Below are 17,210 nucleotides of genomic sequence, written 5' to 3' on the forward strand. Positions count from 1 at the left end.
ATAAACGATTGTCTACTCAATAATAAATGTTACATCAGTATCTTTGAGTATATAATTATATATTTAATCGCTATTATAAGATTAGTAGAAAAAATGACAGAATTAAAAGTATTTAATAGTTACTCTAGAAGTAAAGAAATATTCAAGCCAATTGTACCAGGTAAAATCGGTATGTACGTATGTGGGGCAACAGTATATGACTTTATCCATGCGGGTAACGGACGTACTTTCGTAGCTTTCGATACGATTAATAGATATTTACGTTTTGCTGGTTATGACGTAACTTTTGTTCGCAATATCACTGATATTGATGATAAAATTATTAACCGTGCAAACGCAAATAATGAAAGCTTTACAAGCTTAACTGAACGAATGATCAAAGAGATGTACAAAGATTTAGATGGACTAAATGTTTTACATCCTGATATAGAGCCACGTGCAAGTCAAGTTATTCCTGAAATTATTGCCATGTGTCAAAAATTAGAGGAAAAAGGATTTGCTTATCAAAATTCTGACGGGGATTTATTATTTAAAGTAAGTGAGTTTCACGATTATGGTAAATTATCACGTCAAGTTTTAGATCAACTGCAAGCGAGTGCTCGTACCGAAATTTCGCAAAACAAACAATCTAGTCTTGATTTTGTTTTATGGAAACAAGCAAAACCAGGTGAGCCTATGTGGGATTCTCCTTGGGGTAAAGGTCGTCCAGGTTGGCATATTGAATGTTCAGCGATGAACAATAAATATCTAGGTTCTCATTTTGATATTCACGGTGGTGGTAATGACTTAATGTTCCCGCACCATGAAAATGAGATAGCTCAATCTTGTTGTGCAACTGGCGATAAGTTTGCTAATTACTGGTTACACAGTGGAATGGTAATGATAGACAAAGAAAAAATGTCAAAATCATTAAATAACTTTTTCACCGTGCGTACTCTATTAGAAGCTTATGAACCTGAAGCTGTACGCTTTTTCCTTGCAGGAGCTCATTATCGTTCAGATTTAAACTATACAGTTGAAAATCTAGAAATAGCGACAAAATCTTTAGAAAGACTATATACCGCTTTACAAGGTAATAGTGATCAATTACTTGACAAAGCATATACAGCTCAAGAAGTTAAAGCATTATTCAAAACAGACTATTTTGTGGACAAATTTGTTAATGCCATGAATGATGACTTTAATGCACCAGAAGCTATTGCGGTATTATTTGAACTTGTAACGGCAATTAATACTGAAAAAGATCAGCAAGTGCAAAGCAACCTTGCTAAAACTCTGCGTGCTCTTGGTAATGTATTTGGTATTTTCTACAAAACTACAGATCAATTCTTTAAAAATACAGATAACTTAGATGTTGATCCTGTATACATCGAAGAATTAATTCAAAAACGTGCAGAAGCTAGAGCTGCAAAAGATTGGGCAACTGCTGATGCAGTACGTGATGAATTAAACCGTCTAAATGTTGTGGTTGAGGACGGTGTTAATGGATATACTTGGAAGGTAAAAAAATAAATGAAAAAAATTAGATTAGCCGCAGTAGCTAGCTCACTTGCTTTATTATTTGCAAGCAGTGCTTCTGCTATTACTTTAGAAGAGAGTTATAAATTAGCTTTAAATAATGACATTACTTTCCAAAGTGCTAAAGCTACACTGGAAGGAAGTATTGCTAATGCTAATACCAACTACGCTAATGTTTTACCAACAGTTGGTTTTACATATAACTGGGCATTAAGTAGAAACTTATCTGCAGATCGTAATCTGCAAGGTTATTTATCGACTGTTAGCTTATCATTAAGTCAAAATATTTTTAGTATGTCAGCTTTCTACTCTTTAGATGTGGCTGCTAAAACTAAACGCCAAGCGGAAATAACTTATGTTACAGCTAAGCAAGATCTAATTAACCGTGTGATTACACGTTATATTGCTGTGTTAACGGCAAATGCAAGTATGAACATTGCTAAAAACCAAGTGGGTTATTACGAGCAAGTATATAAAAATACTTCTTCGCGTTATAACTCTGGTTTAGTTTCAGCTGCCGATTTAGATACTGCAAGCTCGAATTTAAATTCAGCTAAAGCTACTTATATTCAAAGTAAAGCTGCTTTAGAAACGGCTTTATCTAACTTTAGCTTAGTAGTTGGTCAAGATGTAGATCTATCAGAATTTTTCACTCTAGGTGATGTTATTCCAAAACTGAATTATTCAAGCAATGTTAACGATATTACAAATAACTTATCGTTAAAATCTTTAGCTATGACTAAAGAGCTAGCTCGTTTAAATCACAAGGTTGCAGTAGCTGCTTACTTACCAACTTTATCTCTTTCAGCTTCTTTAGGTAACAGTAGTACTAACACCACTCAATATGGTGAAAGAAACTGGGGTGCAGCTCACCGTTTAGATCGTCTACAAGTAGGTGTTACTTTAACTGTACCTATTTTCCAAGGTGGTCAAATTTATAATAATAGTAAGTATACTCAAGCGTTATACAAACAATCTTCATATAGTTACGATCAAACTTATTTAGAAACTAAAAATTCATTTAGTACTAACTTAAAATCTATTCGTTATGATGAAGAAATTATTAGTACTTACCAAGATTCATTAGCTTCAGCACGTAAAGCTTACAACTCAACTCAAGCAGCATATAGAGTAGGTACAGCTTCAATTACGACTTTAATTAATGCAGTAAACCAACTTTACTCAGTTGAACAAAGCTTAATTAATGCTAAGTTTGATTATGTAACTGCAGTAGTACAACAAAAAGTATTAGCAGGTACACTTACAGAAGATGATATTGCAGAAATCTCTAAATTATTAACTGTAAAACAAGAAATAAAAATTGAAGATTAGTCTTGCTATTTAAAGTCTTTTAAGATATAATATGCAAGTTATTTGGATTCATGGATATCATGAATCCAATTTTTATGCAGAGTAAAAATAATACTGCAATTTAAAGAATTTTAAGATATAATAACAACAACCTTTTTGCATCTGGTTTTCCCACCATTGGCAGATTAGAATTTTTATTCTAATCAGGTTAGTTATTAAAAAGTAACTATACTTATGGTCGTAGTTGATTGTGGTATAGATTAAATTTAATTTCTAATCAAGGTTAATTTTTAATTTGGAAACAATTTACATGAAAACTTTTGTTGCAAAGCCACAAGAAGTTAAACGCGAATGGTTATTAGTTGATGCAGACGGCAAAACTTTAGGTCGTTTAGCAACTGAAATCGCAGCTCGTCTACGTGGTAAACACAAACCTGAATATACTCCACACGTTGACACTGGTGATTACATCGTTGTTATCAATGCTTCAAAAATCAAAGTAACTGGTAACAAATCATCAGATAAAATCTATTATCACCACTCTGGTTTCCCAGGCGGTATTAAACAAGCTACTTTTGCTGAGTTACAAGTACGTAACCCATTAGCAGCAATCGAAATCGCTGTTAAAGGTATGTTACCTAAAGGTCCACTAGGTCGTCAAATGTTCCGCAAACTAAAAGTTTACGCTGGAGCTGAACACGCACACGTTGCTCAAAATCCAAAAGCAGTAGAACTTTAATAGAGGAATAGATTAATGTCAGAAAAACAATACTACGGTACAGGTCGTCGTAAAAGTTCTTCAGCTCGTGTATTTTTAAGAGCTGGTAGTGGTAAAATCACTGTAAATGACCGTGATGTTGATACATATTTTGGTCGTGAAACTTCAGTGATGGTAGTTAAACAACCATTAGAACTTTTAAATTTATCAGATAAATTCGATTTATACGTAACTGTAAAAGGTGGCGGTATCTCAGGTCAAGCTGGTGCAGTTCGTTTAGGTTTAACTCGTGCTTTATTAGAGTATGAGCCAGAATTCCGTAAAGAATTACGTGCAGCTGGTTTCGTAACTCGTGATGCTCGTAAAGTTGAACGTAAGAAAGTTGGTAAAACTAAAGCTCGTAAGAGTGTACAATACTCTAAACGTTAATTTTTTATTAACTTGGAAAAGCTTGCAGTATATCTGCAAGCTTTTTTCGTATCTAACAGGCTTACATTTTATAATTTTTATTGTATAATAGAAAACGACAATATTATTTTTAATAAGGAAATTTTAAAAATGACTACAGTTAATTTTCAAGGTAATCCAGTAAAATTATCAGGTGAAGCATTAGTTAAAGTTGGTGATAACTTATCTGCATTAAAATTTACTACTAAAGATCTTGCTGATAAATCTTTAGCAGACTATGCAGGTTCAGTTGTTGTACTTAATGCATTCCCTTCGATTGATACTGGTGTTTGTGCTACGTCAGTGCGTGAATTTAACGCTATTTTAAATAAATTAGAAGGCACAAAAGTACTTTGCTTATCAGCAGACCTTCCATTTGCTTCAAGTCGTTTCTGTGCAGCAGAAGGTTTAGAAAATGTTGAAACAGTTTCAACTTTCCGTCACCCAGAAACTTTAGAGTCTTTAGGTTTAAAATTAGCTGAAGGTCCATTAGCAGGTTTAGCAGCACGTGCAGTTGTAGTTTTAGATAAAGAACTAAACGTAAAATACGTGCAATTATCACCAGAAATTGGTGAAGCTGTAGACTTTGATAACGCAGTTGCTGCCGTAAAAGAAAGTCTATAAGAGATAACTTCGTTGCGTGGTGCAACTTATATATTGTTTTAAACCATTGAGTAGTTCCACTGCTTAATGGTTTTTTTATTGTAATAAATTTTATGAGTATGTTTAAATTTTGTAGTATTGTTCTTGCAGCTGGTGCAGGTACGCGCATGAAAAGTGATACCCCAAAGATTATGCATAAGGTTGCGGGAAAATCAATGATTAAACGCGTATTAGAGCAAATTGATATTTTAAAACCTGAGCGTAATTATTTAGTGTATGGCTTTAAAGGTGAGTTATTACAAGAACATTTAAAAGATCATACAAATATTATCTGGGCATATCAGCAAGAGCAACTAGGTACAGCCCATGCTGCTAAGGTTGCTGCTGATCTGATTAGCGATAATCTTCCTACGCTATTAATGTTTTCCGATAATCCGCTAATTCAAGCGAGCACTATTGAAAAGCTATTTGTGCAGTTTGAACAAGGTTCAGATATAGTTCTAATGACTACTGTTCTAGATAATCCTTTTGGCTATGGTCGTGTAGTGAGAGATCAATCAGGAAACATTAAAGCTATAGTAGAAGAAAAGGATGCTAGTGACGTAGAACGTCAAGTTAAAGAAGTTTTCCCTGGGATTATTTTCCTAAATTCGCAAAATTTACAAAATCTTTTAGCTCAAGTTGATAATAAAAATGCGCAAAATGAGTATTATCTAACCGATATCATTAAGTTAGCCTATGCCCAAGGGCAAAAGATTACTTCGGTAACTACTGACTTTAAAGAAGTGTCTTCGGCAAATACTAAATATCAACTTGCACAACTTGAAGACTACTATCACCAAATGCAGATAAAAAAACTTAGTGAACAAGGACTTATCCTGCATTCTATTCAACCAAATTCCATTACCTTAACTGGGGAATTAGAGTTTGGTCAGGATTGTGACGTTGATGTAAATTGTCAATTTCATGGCAAAGTTAAACTTGGTAATAATGTAAAAATTGGTCAAGGTTGTATTATTAGCAATTGCCAAATTGGCGATAATACGGTAATTGAACCTTATACGATTATGCAAGACTCGGTAGTAGGGGCTAAATGTGCCATAGGTCCATTTGCTCGCTTACGTCCAAACTCTTTAATAAGTGATAAAGCAAAAGTTGGTAATTTTGTTGAAACTAAAAATACTAAATTAGGTTATGCTTCTAAAGCAAGTCATTTAACCTATTTAGGTGACTCTGAAGTAGGTGCTGACGTAAATATAGGTGCCGGTGTTATTACCTGTAACTATGACGGAGCAAATAAATTTAAAACTATTATTGGCGATAATGTTTTTGTTGGTTCTGATTGTCAGTTAGTAGCTCCTGTAACCATTGCTAATGGTGCAACTATAGCTGCAGGGACAACCGTACTTAAAGACGTTACCTCACCTGCTTTAGTTTTAAATAAAAAAGAAACTCTGGTAAAAGAAGATTGGCAACGCCCTGAAAAAATCAAAAAATAAACTTTTGAGCAAAAAAAGTCCTCTGTAACGAAAAAGTTACAGAGGATTTTTTTAATATTTACGATTCCATTCTCTATCATAAATGGTTACAGGATTTTTAACTCCTTGTAAAATTTGTAAATAATAATCAAATGTAATAGTGTTCATTACATAGTTACGTGTTTCATTAAATGGAATAGTTGCAACAAACTCATCAAAGCTTAAGCGACCATTAGCATTACGTAACCATTGAGTAATTCTTCCTGGACCAGCATTATAACCTATTGCTGCTAAAGCACGGTTATTGTCATTTGCGTCCAAGAGTTCTGAAAGGTGATATGTTCCAAGACTAATTGCATATTCTGGGTCAAAGAGATCTCTATAGCCACTATAGTCAATTCCCATATTTTGTGCCGTACGTCTAGCAGTAGCATTGATAAATTGCATTAAACCATATGCACGAGCACTAGAAGTAGCATTATAGTTCCATGCTGATTCTTGTCTTGCTATAGCTTGAGCAAAGGTTTTACTAACCGTTAGATTTTGCGTTTTTTCAGTAAACGATTGCGTATAAGCATTAGGGAAACGAGCGGCTAGATTATCGCGCAAGCCTTGACGAATTGAACTATTAACGCCGAGATAATATAAGCCATTATTGTATGACCAATTAATAAGTCCTGTATAGCTATTATCTACTTCAAAATTACGCCAGAGATATAAAGCCGTAGTAGTATCATTAAGCTCATTAGCTTCTTTTATTGCAGCATTATACCAAGGTAAATCTTGATTAAGAGTAGGAGACTTATCTAAAGGTTTTACAAGGTTATTCGCCACTTTAAAAGGTTTATTTAAGGCTTTAGAAGCTAGTAAACCATAAAAACCTGGTTGCTCGAGAACTTTTTCCATTAAGCGACGTGATTGACGTGGATTGGTTTGAGCTAGAGCCTTAGCTTTCCAGTAAGTCCATTCGGTCGAATTTTGTTTATCTTCAGACATTAATTCTATGTACTGCAGATAAGGTTGTTGGTTTATGATCGCCCTACGTACACTATTTTCTAAGACGCGATCGGTATTATATTTACCAATATAACGGTTTACTACCTCTGGGCTAATTCTGAAAAAGTATACATCAATATATTGAGCTAGAGCAGCTTGTTTTAGTTCAGGAGATAAAGATGATTGCTCAATAGTATTAACGTAATCAATTAGAGAATTATCATCTTTAAAGCCAATTTTTGTTGCTAAGAAACGAAGGTTAGCTAAATCTACTTGACTAGCATCAGCGTTATTAGGATAGTATCTTTCTAAAATAACTTTAGGATTATCAGCAATTTGAATAGCATATTGAGCTAAAGTATTATTTTCTTGATTTAATCTGGTAATAAAATCAATACGTTTAATAAGATTCACCCGAGAGTAGTTAGCGTTTTTTAGAATAAAATCCTTAACCACTTGAGTGTTTGAGTTATCCACTAAACCATTATCTACATATGATCTTAAAAAAGAACCACATGAGTTAATATAGCTTTCCTCGAGGGCACGATTAAAAGTATTATTAATACTTGGGTAGTCATAGGTTTGACTTGTATTAATAATAGCATTGCTTACAGCACATAAAGCCGTAAGGTTGTATGGATAATCTTTGCCTAGTTTATTATAGATATCTAAAATGGCATTATAGTCGCCGTTATTAGAAAGAGTTAATAAAGATGAGTCTATTGCTTCTTTACTAAAGTTTGCCGTAGGAAAATATTGGGTATAGTAATCTAAATATTTAATTAAAGGATAGTCATTAGGAAACTTTTTAATAACCGTGGTTAAAATTAACGGATATAAAACGTAGCTTTGTAATCCTGAAAGACGAGCATCAAGTTCTTGCTTACTTTCTTGGCTTAGACTCTTTAAATTTTGCACATAATTTAAAGTGTTTTGGTATAAAAGTCTTTGGTTTACATTAGTCGCATGACCATTGGACAAAGCTAAGCTAGAATAATTTGTTATCTCAGTAATTTCTTTAGCATTTACTGCTGATGCCCAAAAAGCAAAAATTAATGCTGAAGTAGCAATTTGTTTAGAATTTGAAAGAAAAATTGTCATGTTGTTTTATATTTTAAATTAGAGAAAGTATACTTATAATAGCAAAAAATAGCTGCAAATCTGCAGCTATTTTTTTTCTTTAAATATAACTTTTCCTACTTGAGATTCTACTAAATGATCATCACAAACTTGAACTAGCTGATTTAGTTCTTGATTGGCGTAATAATCTACATCCATAGGAACCACCAAACCATGTAAACTTATATCTTGATGATTTTGGAATGGACATTTATTAGTACTAAACATATCCACAAAGTTATCAACTTTTACAGGTGAAAGGTTACAACAAGGACTATTAGTGCCTTCTTTGCAACATCTGTTTTTAAAGATATCTTTGTTTAAAGTGTCTTCTAACACTTCAGAAAAAGATTCACGGTCATTACGATCAATAAAATCTTGAATAGTATTTAGCTCACAAGTTTGTCCATTTTTAATAAACGAAGCCATAATTAGCGTTGGGGTGTGAAGAATCTTATTGGTTAAAGCGGTAGAAAAAGTTTCTAACACATTTTCAAGATCCTCGCCACGTTGTAAGGCATTTTTTGCTTCGTTTAAAAGGTTAACTCGGTGTTGATTTACCAAGTTACGATATTCAACAATAATATCGTTACCTTGGAGAATACGATTTTGCTCTTGATAACGATTGATATATTTATTGATAATCGGAAGAGAATCATCAACGGCTAAAACACGTTTATGTTTATTCTCTTCAACCATGTGTTGGAGATTATCACGGTTAAATAATCTAACTCCAGAAATATTTTGAATTGCTGGATCTATATCATTAGGAATCGCTAAATCAAAGTATAAACAAGTTTTATAACCATTTGCTTGTTGGCAAGCATTAATTAAATCATAATCGAGAATAAAACTATCAGAGCTAGTAGAACTAAAAACTAAAGCACTACCAGTAAGGACTTCTTTTAAGTCATTTAAGCTATAGTAGGAGCCTGCTCCAAGTTCTTCAACAAAGCTTTTAGCATTATCTAATGAGCGGTTGACTATATTTATATCAGTTAAACCATTACGAACTAAATGACGGGCTAGAAGTAAATTGGTTTGTGAAGCTCCAACAAGTACAATTTTGGTTGAAGTGTCTTTTGGGAGTTCACGACGTGCAATTTGACAAGCCATATAGGCTATTGAAACCGCATATTTACCAATAGTTGTTTTGGTTCTTACTTCTTTAGCACAGGCAAAAGTTTCATCAATAAGACGATGGAATTCCGAAGGAACTTTAATGCCCCCAGTTTGATAGAACTTTTCTGTAAAGGTCATAGCATCTTTAATTTGCCCAGTAATTTGCGGTTCACCGAGAATTAAACTATCTAGACCACAGGCTACTTTAAATAAATGTTTTATGGCTTCAAGATCAACTTTAGCATAAAACTTATTTAAATCTATATAGCGAAGATTATGGATTTTTAAAACTGCATTACTTATTTGTGCAGACCATTCTGAGACATTTGTCACTGAACGTTTATAAACAAATACCTCAGAACGGTTACAAGTAGAAATAATTAAGGCACAATCGGCTAAACCATGAGCGAGTAGTTCATGGTGTAATTGTGTCATTTTTTCGTTAGAAAAAGCAACTTTTGAACTAAAACTAGTATCTGCTAATTCATAGTTTGAGCCAATTATAAAATAAGACATAAATAGTTACTACTAAACATTTAAATCAGGAAATTCATTTTCTGATTTATTTTTACGAATTTTATCTAAGATAGAGTTCACAAAAGAGTAGCTTCCTGTGCCAGCGATACTTTTAGTAATTTCAATCGCTTCATCAATTGCAATTGCAGGTTTAGTTGTCCCTGAAGTTAATTCATAGGTAGCAACACGAAGAATTGCAAGAACAATTGAATCTAATTGTTTTAATTCACGTGAAGAATATTTTGCAATTTCACTATCAACCGAATTTATACTACTAACAGTGTGGAAGAATAAATTACGGAAAAAGTCGTTATCAATTTTAAGATCGCTTTGATTTTGAGCGTGGAACTCTAAAAATTGATAGAAAATATCTTGTGGAGCTTGAGGATTTAAATCCCATGAATATAAACATTGGATTGCGGCTAAGCGAGCTACACGACGTTTAGAGAGAATTGCCATAATAATTACTCCCTAATTATTTTACTTGTTTTTTTAAGTTATACATCTGTAGAGCTACATTTGCAGCATCAATACCTTTGTTACCAGCTTTTGTACCACAACGTTCAATTGCTTCTTCAATAGTATTAGTTGTTAAAACACCAAAAGCAATTGGGGTGTTAGTTTCAAGAGAAACATTCATTATTTGTGAAGACATAGGACCACACACATAATCAAAGTGCGGAGTAGCCCCACGGATTACAGCACCTAAAGTAATAATAGCTTCGTAGTTTCCTGTTAAAGCTAATTGTTTTGCTGCAAAAGGAATTTCGTATGCCCCAGGAACACGTACTACAGTAATATTTTCTTCTGCCAGGTTACCTGAGTATTTTAAAGTTTCTAATGCACCTGTTAAAAGAGCATTAGTAATAAAATCATTAAATTCAGCAATAACAATTGCTACACGCATTTCTGGGTTATTTAAATAACCACGTAATGTTTTAATAGTCATAATATAAAAAAGAACAAAAGATCAAATAATTTTTGTGCAAAACTATTTTGCACACACCTATATAGTGCTAAATTATACCATATTTTTTATTGTAGATAGGTTTGTTGACAATTATGGGGTAAAGATTATTTTGTAAAAGTTACTAATTCTTAATTAAGGGGTAAGTGCTTGATTTTTAGACCTTAGAGTAAGTGTATTTATAATCTTTGCTAAAGTAGAGAAATAATAATATACATATTTTTCTTTTTTTTTGCCTTATATGGTATATAATTAACAGTGAATGCTTTAAAAAATAGTGTCGAAAGACACGAGAACAAATTTAACTTAAGATTAGGTTAGTTGTTATTTGGGTATACACAGCGGACATAGCTGGTATAAATGTAATAATGATTAAAAGTCAAATTGTTTAATTTGCTCTTTTGAATTGTTTTTAACAATAACAAATATATGAAATTTAAAAATAAATTAACTTCAGCTTTATTAGCAGTTTCGTTGTTAGGTGTAGGCTCTGTAACTACATCTGCTTTTGCAGAAACAAGTGCTACAGAAGCACAGTTCACAGTTGCTCGTTATAACTTAACAGGTTATACTGATTCTACTTATATTAAACCTCAAGTAAGAGCGCAGTTAGTTACTTTATTACAAGAGTACACTGGTAATGATGTTACAGTTAGTAAATTAAATGAGTTACGTGCTAAACTTCAAGAAGTTTTAAACTCAGATGCTAAAGGTGTATTCACAGTAACATTACCTAACCAAAGAATTACTGATGGTACAGTTGTATTTAATATTAACTTTATCGCTGGTCAAGTAAACTACGGTTCAGCACCTGGTTACTCTCAAGAAAACGTTCGTAATTCATTACCTTCATTAAAAGAAGGTGTACAATTTGTTGCGGGTCGTCCTTGGGTTGATGAGCGTGAGTTAACAATGGCAGTTGAAAACCCATTAAAATTAACTCAAGTTGAATATGAATTACAACCTGGTAAACCTATTATCGCAAACGTAAACGTTGTTGCTCCACGTGGTAAAACTTTACGTTATGTGTCTGTAGACAACTCTTCAACAGATAGAGGCGTAGATTACTTACGTTTCATGGCGGGTTATTTAAACGCTAACTTAACAGGTAGAGATGACGTTTTAAACTTAGTTTTACTAACTAACCTTAAAAACTTCGACCGTTACTATGCGTTTGGTGGTAGTTACTCATTACCATTCTATGCAGCACACCAACGTTTAGATGTTTCATTATTCCACTCATCAACTAACCAAAACGACGTACCATACGATAATACTAATACTATTTTCTATGACGTAAATGGTGTCGGTGACGTTGCAATTGTTAACTGGTCTTACTACTTACCACACTTTGACTTTGGTTACTCAAACCAAATTAAATTCCAAGCTGGTTACACATTTAAACGTTTAAAATCAGAATCTAACGTTCGTTATGAAGGCTTAGATTTATCTAACAGCAACCAAGTATACTATGTATCTCCAATTAACTTAGGTTTTGTTGGTAAAATCGTTCCTTTCCGTGGTTTCGAGATCGAGTTCTCAACTAAATATAACTTCTTCTACGCGGGTTCTTTAGGAACTGACAACATCAATAAATTACGTGTTGCTGGTGGTCGTTTAGTTACAGCAGAAAAATACTCAGATTGGTGGACAGCATTTGCTAACTTTAAACTAGCTCTTCCACAAAACTGGGCTTGGAGTACTCAAGTTAGAGGTCAATGGACTAATAAACACTTAGTAAACTCTGAACTATTCTCTAGTGATGTTCGTGGCTTCCGTCACGGTTCAATTTCTGGTGATTCAGGTGTATACATTAAAAATGAGCTAATTACCCCTAACCTAGTAAATGTTCCAAGTTTAGATGTTAAAGGATATGCATTCTTAGACGGTGGCTGGTTACGTTACAACAATGATGCTGAAGATAACTACTACAACCAAACTAAGAACTATGATGGTAAAAATCATGAATTCGTAGCTTCAACTGGTATTGGTACGCGTGTATCATACAAAGATTGGTCAGCAGACGTTTATGGTGCTTACCGTATTAAAGGTGATGACCAAGGCCGTAGTAAATACACAATTTGGTTTACTACTTCATACCGTTGGTAATTTAACCATAAAAAAAGAACATGCAATCGCATGTTCTTTTTTTATGCCTGAAAATATTTTTGATAAACATTTAAAGTAAAAACTTCAACAAGAAATAAATTTACATGCAGATCTTGGCCGATATATCTTTGGCAATTGATCTTAAAACAACGAAGACGCAGTAAAGTGTTATTATCTAGTTTTTGATATAAAAAAGGACTAGCTGTATACTCTTGAGCAAATAACCAAACTCCGAGAGGTGTATTTTTATTGAGATATAAAGTATCTATTAAAATTTGCGATAATTGCTTATTCGGCGATAACTCTAAAAAGGTAAAGCCTTTAAGCACTTGCTCTTTATCTTGGTTATTTAAATTAATTATGCGCAAGAGGTAATTATTGACTAGAGTTTGTACTTCAACTTCGACTGTAGGTAGAATACCTTCGTGCTCATAAATTAATTGAGTAATACTTTCAGGATAGTCTACATGATATTGTTTAGCTAGTTTCTCAGCCTCTTTATTGTCATGTTTGAGATTTAAAATTTCTCTAAAATAACTAGCGTACTCTGTATATTTATTTTCTTGTAAAAATTCATGCAAGAGATTATTTAAATTTTGCATTATGCTAAAATATAATCCTTTTGATTAGGAAGCCAACGATTAATAATACGGCTCGATAACTCAGGTTCAGAAGTATATAAGTTTTCGGCAAACTCAATTAAAGTTTGTGCCATATTGTAGTCTTTTGCTAAATTAGATAATACAAATTCTACTTCGCCAGATTGTTTAGTTCCCACCATATCACCTATACCACGAAGTTTCATATCTTCTTCAGCTATAACAAAGCCATCATTGGTTTTGGTAAAGATGCTTAAACGCTCTTTGGTACTTTGTGAAATACCTGGATCATGGAGTAAGCAACAAAATGATTCAACCGACCCTCTTCCTACGCGTCCACGTAATTGATGGATTTGCGAAAGTCCTAATCTTTCAGGATTTTCGATTACCATAATGGAAGCATTAGGCACGTTAACACCAACCTCAATTACCGTAGTTGCAACAATCATATCAAGTTCTTTATTTTTAAAAGCCATCATAATGCTTTCTTTTTCTTGATCTTTTAAGCGTCCGTGAATTAAACCTATTTTAACTTCAGGCATTTGTTCTTGCAGTAAAGCTAAAGCCTCTTGGGCACTATGAGCATTATAGTTTTCATTTTCTTCAATAAGAACACAAACCCAATATACTTGACGCTTTTCATAATGAATAACGTGACGAATTCGAGAAATAAGTTTATCTCGCTTATTTGTACTTAATAAGAAAGTATCTACTGGAGTCCGTCCTGGAGGTAATTCATCAATAATAGATAAATCTAAATCAGCATACATAGTCATAGCTATACTACGCGGTGCTGGTGTAGCACTCATCATAAGTGTATGAATCTTAAAATTAGGTTGTTTTTTAGAAATTTCTAATCTTTGTTCTACGCCAAAGCGATGTTGCTCATCTATAATAACCATGCCAAGATTATGATAGTTTAACCAATCTGAGTAAACAGCATGCGTACCTACGATTACTTTAGCTTTACCTGAGCTTACAAGCTCATTAGCTTCTCTACGCCCTTTAGTATTTAATCGACTACTTACAAACACAGTCTCAATACCATAAGGACTAAGAGCATTATTGATATTTTCAAAAAGTTGCAACGCTAAAATTTCTGTCGGAGCAACCATTGCTACTTGATAGCCTTTTTCGGCTAAGTGAGCTATAGCTAATAAAGCTACCATGGTTTTACCGCATCCAACATCCCCTTGCACTAAACGAAGCATAGGGTGTCCTGTAGCTAAATCATTAACTATATCAGTAAAGGCACGCATTTGAGCATTAGTAAGCTTATAAGGTAGATCATCGATAACTTTTTGGGCTAAATTTAACTCAGGTTTTATCGCTATACTTTGATAAGACTTTAATACTTCTCTTGATCTTATCAGCGAGAGTTGCTTAGCTAAAATTTCCTCTGCAATTAAACGTAAAAGATGAGGATCCGATCTATTAATTAAATCCTCAACACTGATGTGAGCAGGAGGATTATGGATAAATTTTAAGCATTCGGTAAAGTCAAGGTTATTGATGTTAATGTACTCGGTTGGCGAACCTGGAGTACGGTTAAATGGAATTAAAGGATAGCCTCTTTGCGGAATTAAATTATCTAAGTGTTGTTCTTCTAAGATATTTAAGGCATCATTAACCGCTTTACGAATTGTTTCTTGTTTTAAACGATCTGTACTTGGATAAATTGGCGTGAGGGCACAATCTGCATCTATATTTTGCTCAGTAATTATCTCAGGATGGTGCATTTGAAAGGCTGATTGACCAAAGCGATTTACATCTACTGCCCCAAAAAGAGTATAAGTGCCGCCTTCGACAATTTTTTCATCATAATATTTGGCTGCTCGATAGAAGGTTATGGTAATAGTTTCGCCAGTTGGATCAACGGCATTTACAACCAAACGCAGGTCGTAACGTCCTACGACCTTTTTATATTTTCCTAGCACTTTTACACGCACGGTAACCTTATTACCAGGTTTTACTTCTGGTAATGTATAAATTCTAGATCTATCTTCGTAATTTCTTGGTAAATGCATTACGAGCTCACCAAGATTGTTAATGCGAAGCTTTTCTTTAAATTTACTAACATTAGCCTTGGTGACGCCTTTTATTTGTTCAATGGGTAAAAGGTAAATTGCGGTATCCATAAAAAATGCTCTTTTTTTACCTACTATTATATGCTTAATGTGGGTGTTTTGGGCAAATAAAAAAGAGCCTGCAAAGGCTCTCTTTTTTTACTCATCGTCTTCTTCATCTGTTGGATTGATGAAGCTAAATAATTCATCTGCATCAAGATCGAAATCGTCATCATCAGCAAATGATTTGAAATCGTCTTTAGCATCGCGAAAAGCTTTTTCGTTAAAAGGTTCGCTAGTAGATTGTACTAAATTATCTACTTCTTCAAAAGAATTCGTTTGTTCAGTAATTTGATCATAGATATCTTTACGATCTAAGTATTCTTTATTTACGTAGCCTTCTTGAATTTCACGTAAAGCAACTACAGTAGGTTTATCTTTAGTTACAGAGTTGTCAACAAAAATGTTAATAGGGTTGTTACGTAATTCTTTTAACTGAGTTTCTATTTTACTTTCTTTTGAACCGCCTTTAGCATTTTTTACACGAGCTTGTGCTAATACTAAAGTTGAAGTATTACGATAGTTTGATTCTGCTTTAGCTACTGCAGCTTCATATTCTTGAATTTGTCTTGCACGACGAGCAGCTACAGCGATTAGCTCGAAACGGTTTGGGATTCTTTTTAAAGCTTGAGTTATGTTTACAGTTTTGTTATCTTGCATTGTGCCTACTCTAACATGAAAAACATCTACATTTGTTTATTATACTACGAAATTATATATTTATCAAATTTACTGACAATACTTAAGTATACCACACTTTATAAAAAAATTAGCTTTTTGTATAACTTTCTAAGATTTTTATAAATTGTTCATATGCATGTTCGAGATTATCGTTTAAAATTTCGTAATCATACTCAGAATGATGGGCCATTTCGTTTTCTGCTTTAGCCATACGACGTTCAATAACGTCAAGTGAGTCTGTTTTACGATTAAGCAAGCGTTGTTTTAATTCTTCAATGCTAGGAGGAAGAATGAAAATTGAAATAGCTTCAGGGAATTGCTTTCTTACGTTTCTCGCCCCTTGCCAATCAATATCTAGTAAAATATTAATCCCTTGATCTAACTTCTCGCGAATAATTCTTTTTGAAGTCCCGTAATAGTTACCAAATACCTCAGCATATTCTAAGAATTCATCTTGAGTTATCAGATTTTCGAAATTATCTAAAGTAGTAAAATAATAATGTACCCCGTGCTGCTCACCTGGACGCACTGGTCGAGTTGTGTGCGAAATAGAGAGGTAGTACTTTTTCCCTAAGTTAGAATTTAATAATTTTGTAATTAAAGTACTTTTACCTGCACCAGAAGGAGCAGAGATAATAAATAAATGACCTTTTTTGTTTTTTTCTGTCATAAGTTGCAATCGATCTGATGAACTTTTTAGTCTTAGAAGATTTTTTTAAATAAATTAGTTAGTTATTATATAATAAGTAGCGAAATTTAGAGCTTATTTTTTTTATATTTTTAAAAAAAATTCCCTCTCGAATTTGATTTTATAGATTTAAGAAAATAGACATGACAACTACTAATAAAGACATTAGCAAATTAAGAAATATTGCTATTATTGCTCACGTTGACCATGGT

15 protein-coding genes are annotated in these 17,210 nt (G+C 33.3%); 7 read left to right on the forward strand and 8 right to left on the reverse strand.

Features of this window, described 5'->3' with window-relative positions; translation table 11 throughout:
- The first annotated feature begins 93 nt into the window (after positions 1 to 93).
- From cysS to glmU, 6 genes are all read left to right on the forward strand, one after another.
- Positions 94 to 1,512, forward strand: a complete 1,419-nt coding sequence (cysS, locus tag CJP74_RS04340; protein WP_119497056.1) for a cysteine--tRNA ligase — start codon at positions 94 to 96, stop codon at positions 1,510 to 1,512.
- The gene (locus CJP74_RS04345) at positions 1,513 to 2,850 is read left to right on the forward strand and encodes a TolC family protein (RefSeq protein ID WP_119497057.1); all 1,338 of its coding nucleotides are present in this window, start codon (positions 1,513 to 1,515) and stop codon (positions 2,848 to 2,850) included.
- A 289-nt stretch (positions 2,851 to 3,139) separates the two neighbouring features.
- Entirely contained in the window at positions 3,140 to 3,568 is a 429-nt protein-coding gene (gene rplM, locus CJP74_RS04350) for a 50S ribosomal protein L13 (RefSeq protein ID WP_119497058.1), read from the forward strand.
- A 15-nt stretch (positions 3,569 to 3,583) separates the two neighbouring features.
- Entirely contained in the window at positions 3,584 to 3,976 is a 393-nt protein-coding gene (rpsI, locus tag CJP74_RS04355) for a 30S ribosomal protein S9 (RefSeq protein WP_119497059.1), read from the forward strand.
- 129 nt (positions 3,977 to 4,105) lie between these two features.
- Complete coding sequence (gene tpx / locus CJP74_RS04360; RefSeq protein WP_119497060.1) at positions 4,106 to 4,618, forward strand: thiol peroxidase; 513 nt, start codon at positions 4,106 to 4,108, stop codon at positions 4,616 to 4,618.
- Between the two features lie 92 nt (positions 4,619 to 4,710).
- Positions 4,711 to 6,096 carry a bifunctional UDP-N-acetylglucosamine diphosphorylase/glucosamine-1-phosphate N-acetyltransferase GlmU gene (gene glmU, locus CJP74_RS04365; protein ID WP_119497061.1) on the forward strand — a complete coding sequence of 462 codons (1,386 nt, stop codon included), beginning with the start codon at positions 4,711 to 4,713 and terminating at the stop codon, positions 6,094 to 6,096.
- A gap of 51 nt (positions 6,097 to 6,147) precedes the next feature.
- Here the strand turns inward: glmU and CJP74_RS04370 are convergent, their stop codons facing one another.
- The 4 genes from CJP74_RS04370 to ribH all read right to left on the reverse strand — a co-directional run bounded on the left by CJP74_RS04370 (position 6,148) and on the right by ribH (position 10,771).
- Positions 6,148 to 8,172, reverse strand: coding sequence for a transglycosylase SLT domain-containing protein (locus tag CJP74_RS04370; RefSeq protein ID WP_119497062.1), 2,025 nt, complete (start codon positions 8,170 to 8,172; stop codon positions 6,148 to 6,150).
- 66 nt (positions 8,173 to 8,238) lie between these two features.
- Positions 8,239 to 9,828, reverse strand: coding sequence for a glutamyl-tRNA reductase (hemA, locus tag CJP74_RS04375; RefSeq protein ID WP_119497063.1), 1,590 nt, complete (start codon positions 9,826 to 9,828; stop codon positions 8,239 to 8,241).
- A 12-nt stretch (positions 9,829 to 9,840) separates the two neighbouring features.
- Positions 9,841 to 10,287 carry a transcription antitermination factor NusB gene (gene nusB / locus CJP74_RS04380; protein WP_119497064.1) on the reverse strand — a complete coding sequence of 149 codons (447 nt, stop codon included), beginning with the start codon at positions 10,285 to 10,287 and terminating at the stop codon, positions 9,841 to 9,843.
- Between the two features lie 16 nt (positions 10,288 to 10,303).
- Entirely contained in the window at positions 10,304 to 10,771 is a 468-nt protein-coding gene (ribH, locus tag CJP74_RS04385; RefSeq protein WP_119497070.1) for a 6,7-dimethyl-8-ribityllumazine synthase, read from the reverse strand.
- Between the two features lie 453 nt (positions 10,772 to 11,224).
- Between ribH and CJP74_RS04390 the strand changes: the two genes are divergently transcribed.
- Positions 11,225 to 12,904 carry a ShlB/FhaC/HecB family hemolysin secretion/activation protein gene (locus tag CJP74_RS04390; protein WP_119497065.1) on the forward strand — a complete coding sequence of 560 codons (1,680 nt, stop codon included), beginning with the start codon at positions 11,225 to 11,227 and terminating at the stop codon, positions 12,902 to 12,904.
- Positions 12,905 to 12,945: 41 nt separating this feature from the next.
- Here the strand turns inward: CJP74_RS04390 and CJP74_RS04395 are convergent, their stop codons facing one another.
- The 4 genes from CJP74_RS04395 to gmk all read right to left on the reverse strand — a co-directional run bounded on the left by CJP74_RS04395 (position 12,946) and on the right by gmk (position 16,980).
- A complete protein-coding gene (locus tag CJP74_RS04395) occupies positions 12,946 to 13,506 on the reverse strand; it encodes a hypothetical protein (protein WP_119497066.1) in 561 nt (186 codons plus the stop codon).
- Positions 13,506 to 15,641, reverse strand: a complete 2,136-nt coding sequence (locus CJP74_RS04400; protein ID WP_119497067.1) for an ATP-dependent DNA helicase RecG — start codon at positions 15,639 to 15,641, stop codon at positions 13,506 to 13,508. Before CJP74_RS04400 ends, CJP74_RS04395 begins: the two co-directional genes overlap by 1 nt.
- Before the next feature lie 87 nt (positions 15,642 to 15,728).
- The gene (gene rpoZ / locus CJP74_RS04405) at positions 15,729 to 16,289 is read right to left on the reverse strand and encodes a DNA-directed RNA polymerase subunit omega (RefSeq protein ID WP_119497068.1); all 561 of its coding nucleotides are present in this window, start codon (positions 16,287 to 16,289) and stop codon (positions 15,729 to 15,731) included.
- Positions 16,290 to 16,398: 109 nt separating this feature from the next.
- Positions 16,399 to 16,980 carry a guanylate kinase gene (gene gmk / locus CJP74_RS04410; protein WP_119497069.1) on the reverse strand — a complete coding sequence of 194 codons (582 nt, stop codon included), beginning with the start codon at positions 16,978 to 16,980 and terminating at the stop codon, positions 16,399 to 16,401.
- Positions 16,981 to 17,210 lie beyond the last annotated feature (230 nt).

It is taken from the genome of Psittacicella melopsittaci, from assembly GCF_003585925.1.
GTDB lineage: Bacteria > Pseudomonadota > Gammaproteobacteria > Enterobacterales > Psittacicellaceae > Psittacicella > Psittacicella melopsittaci.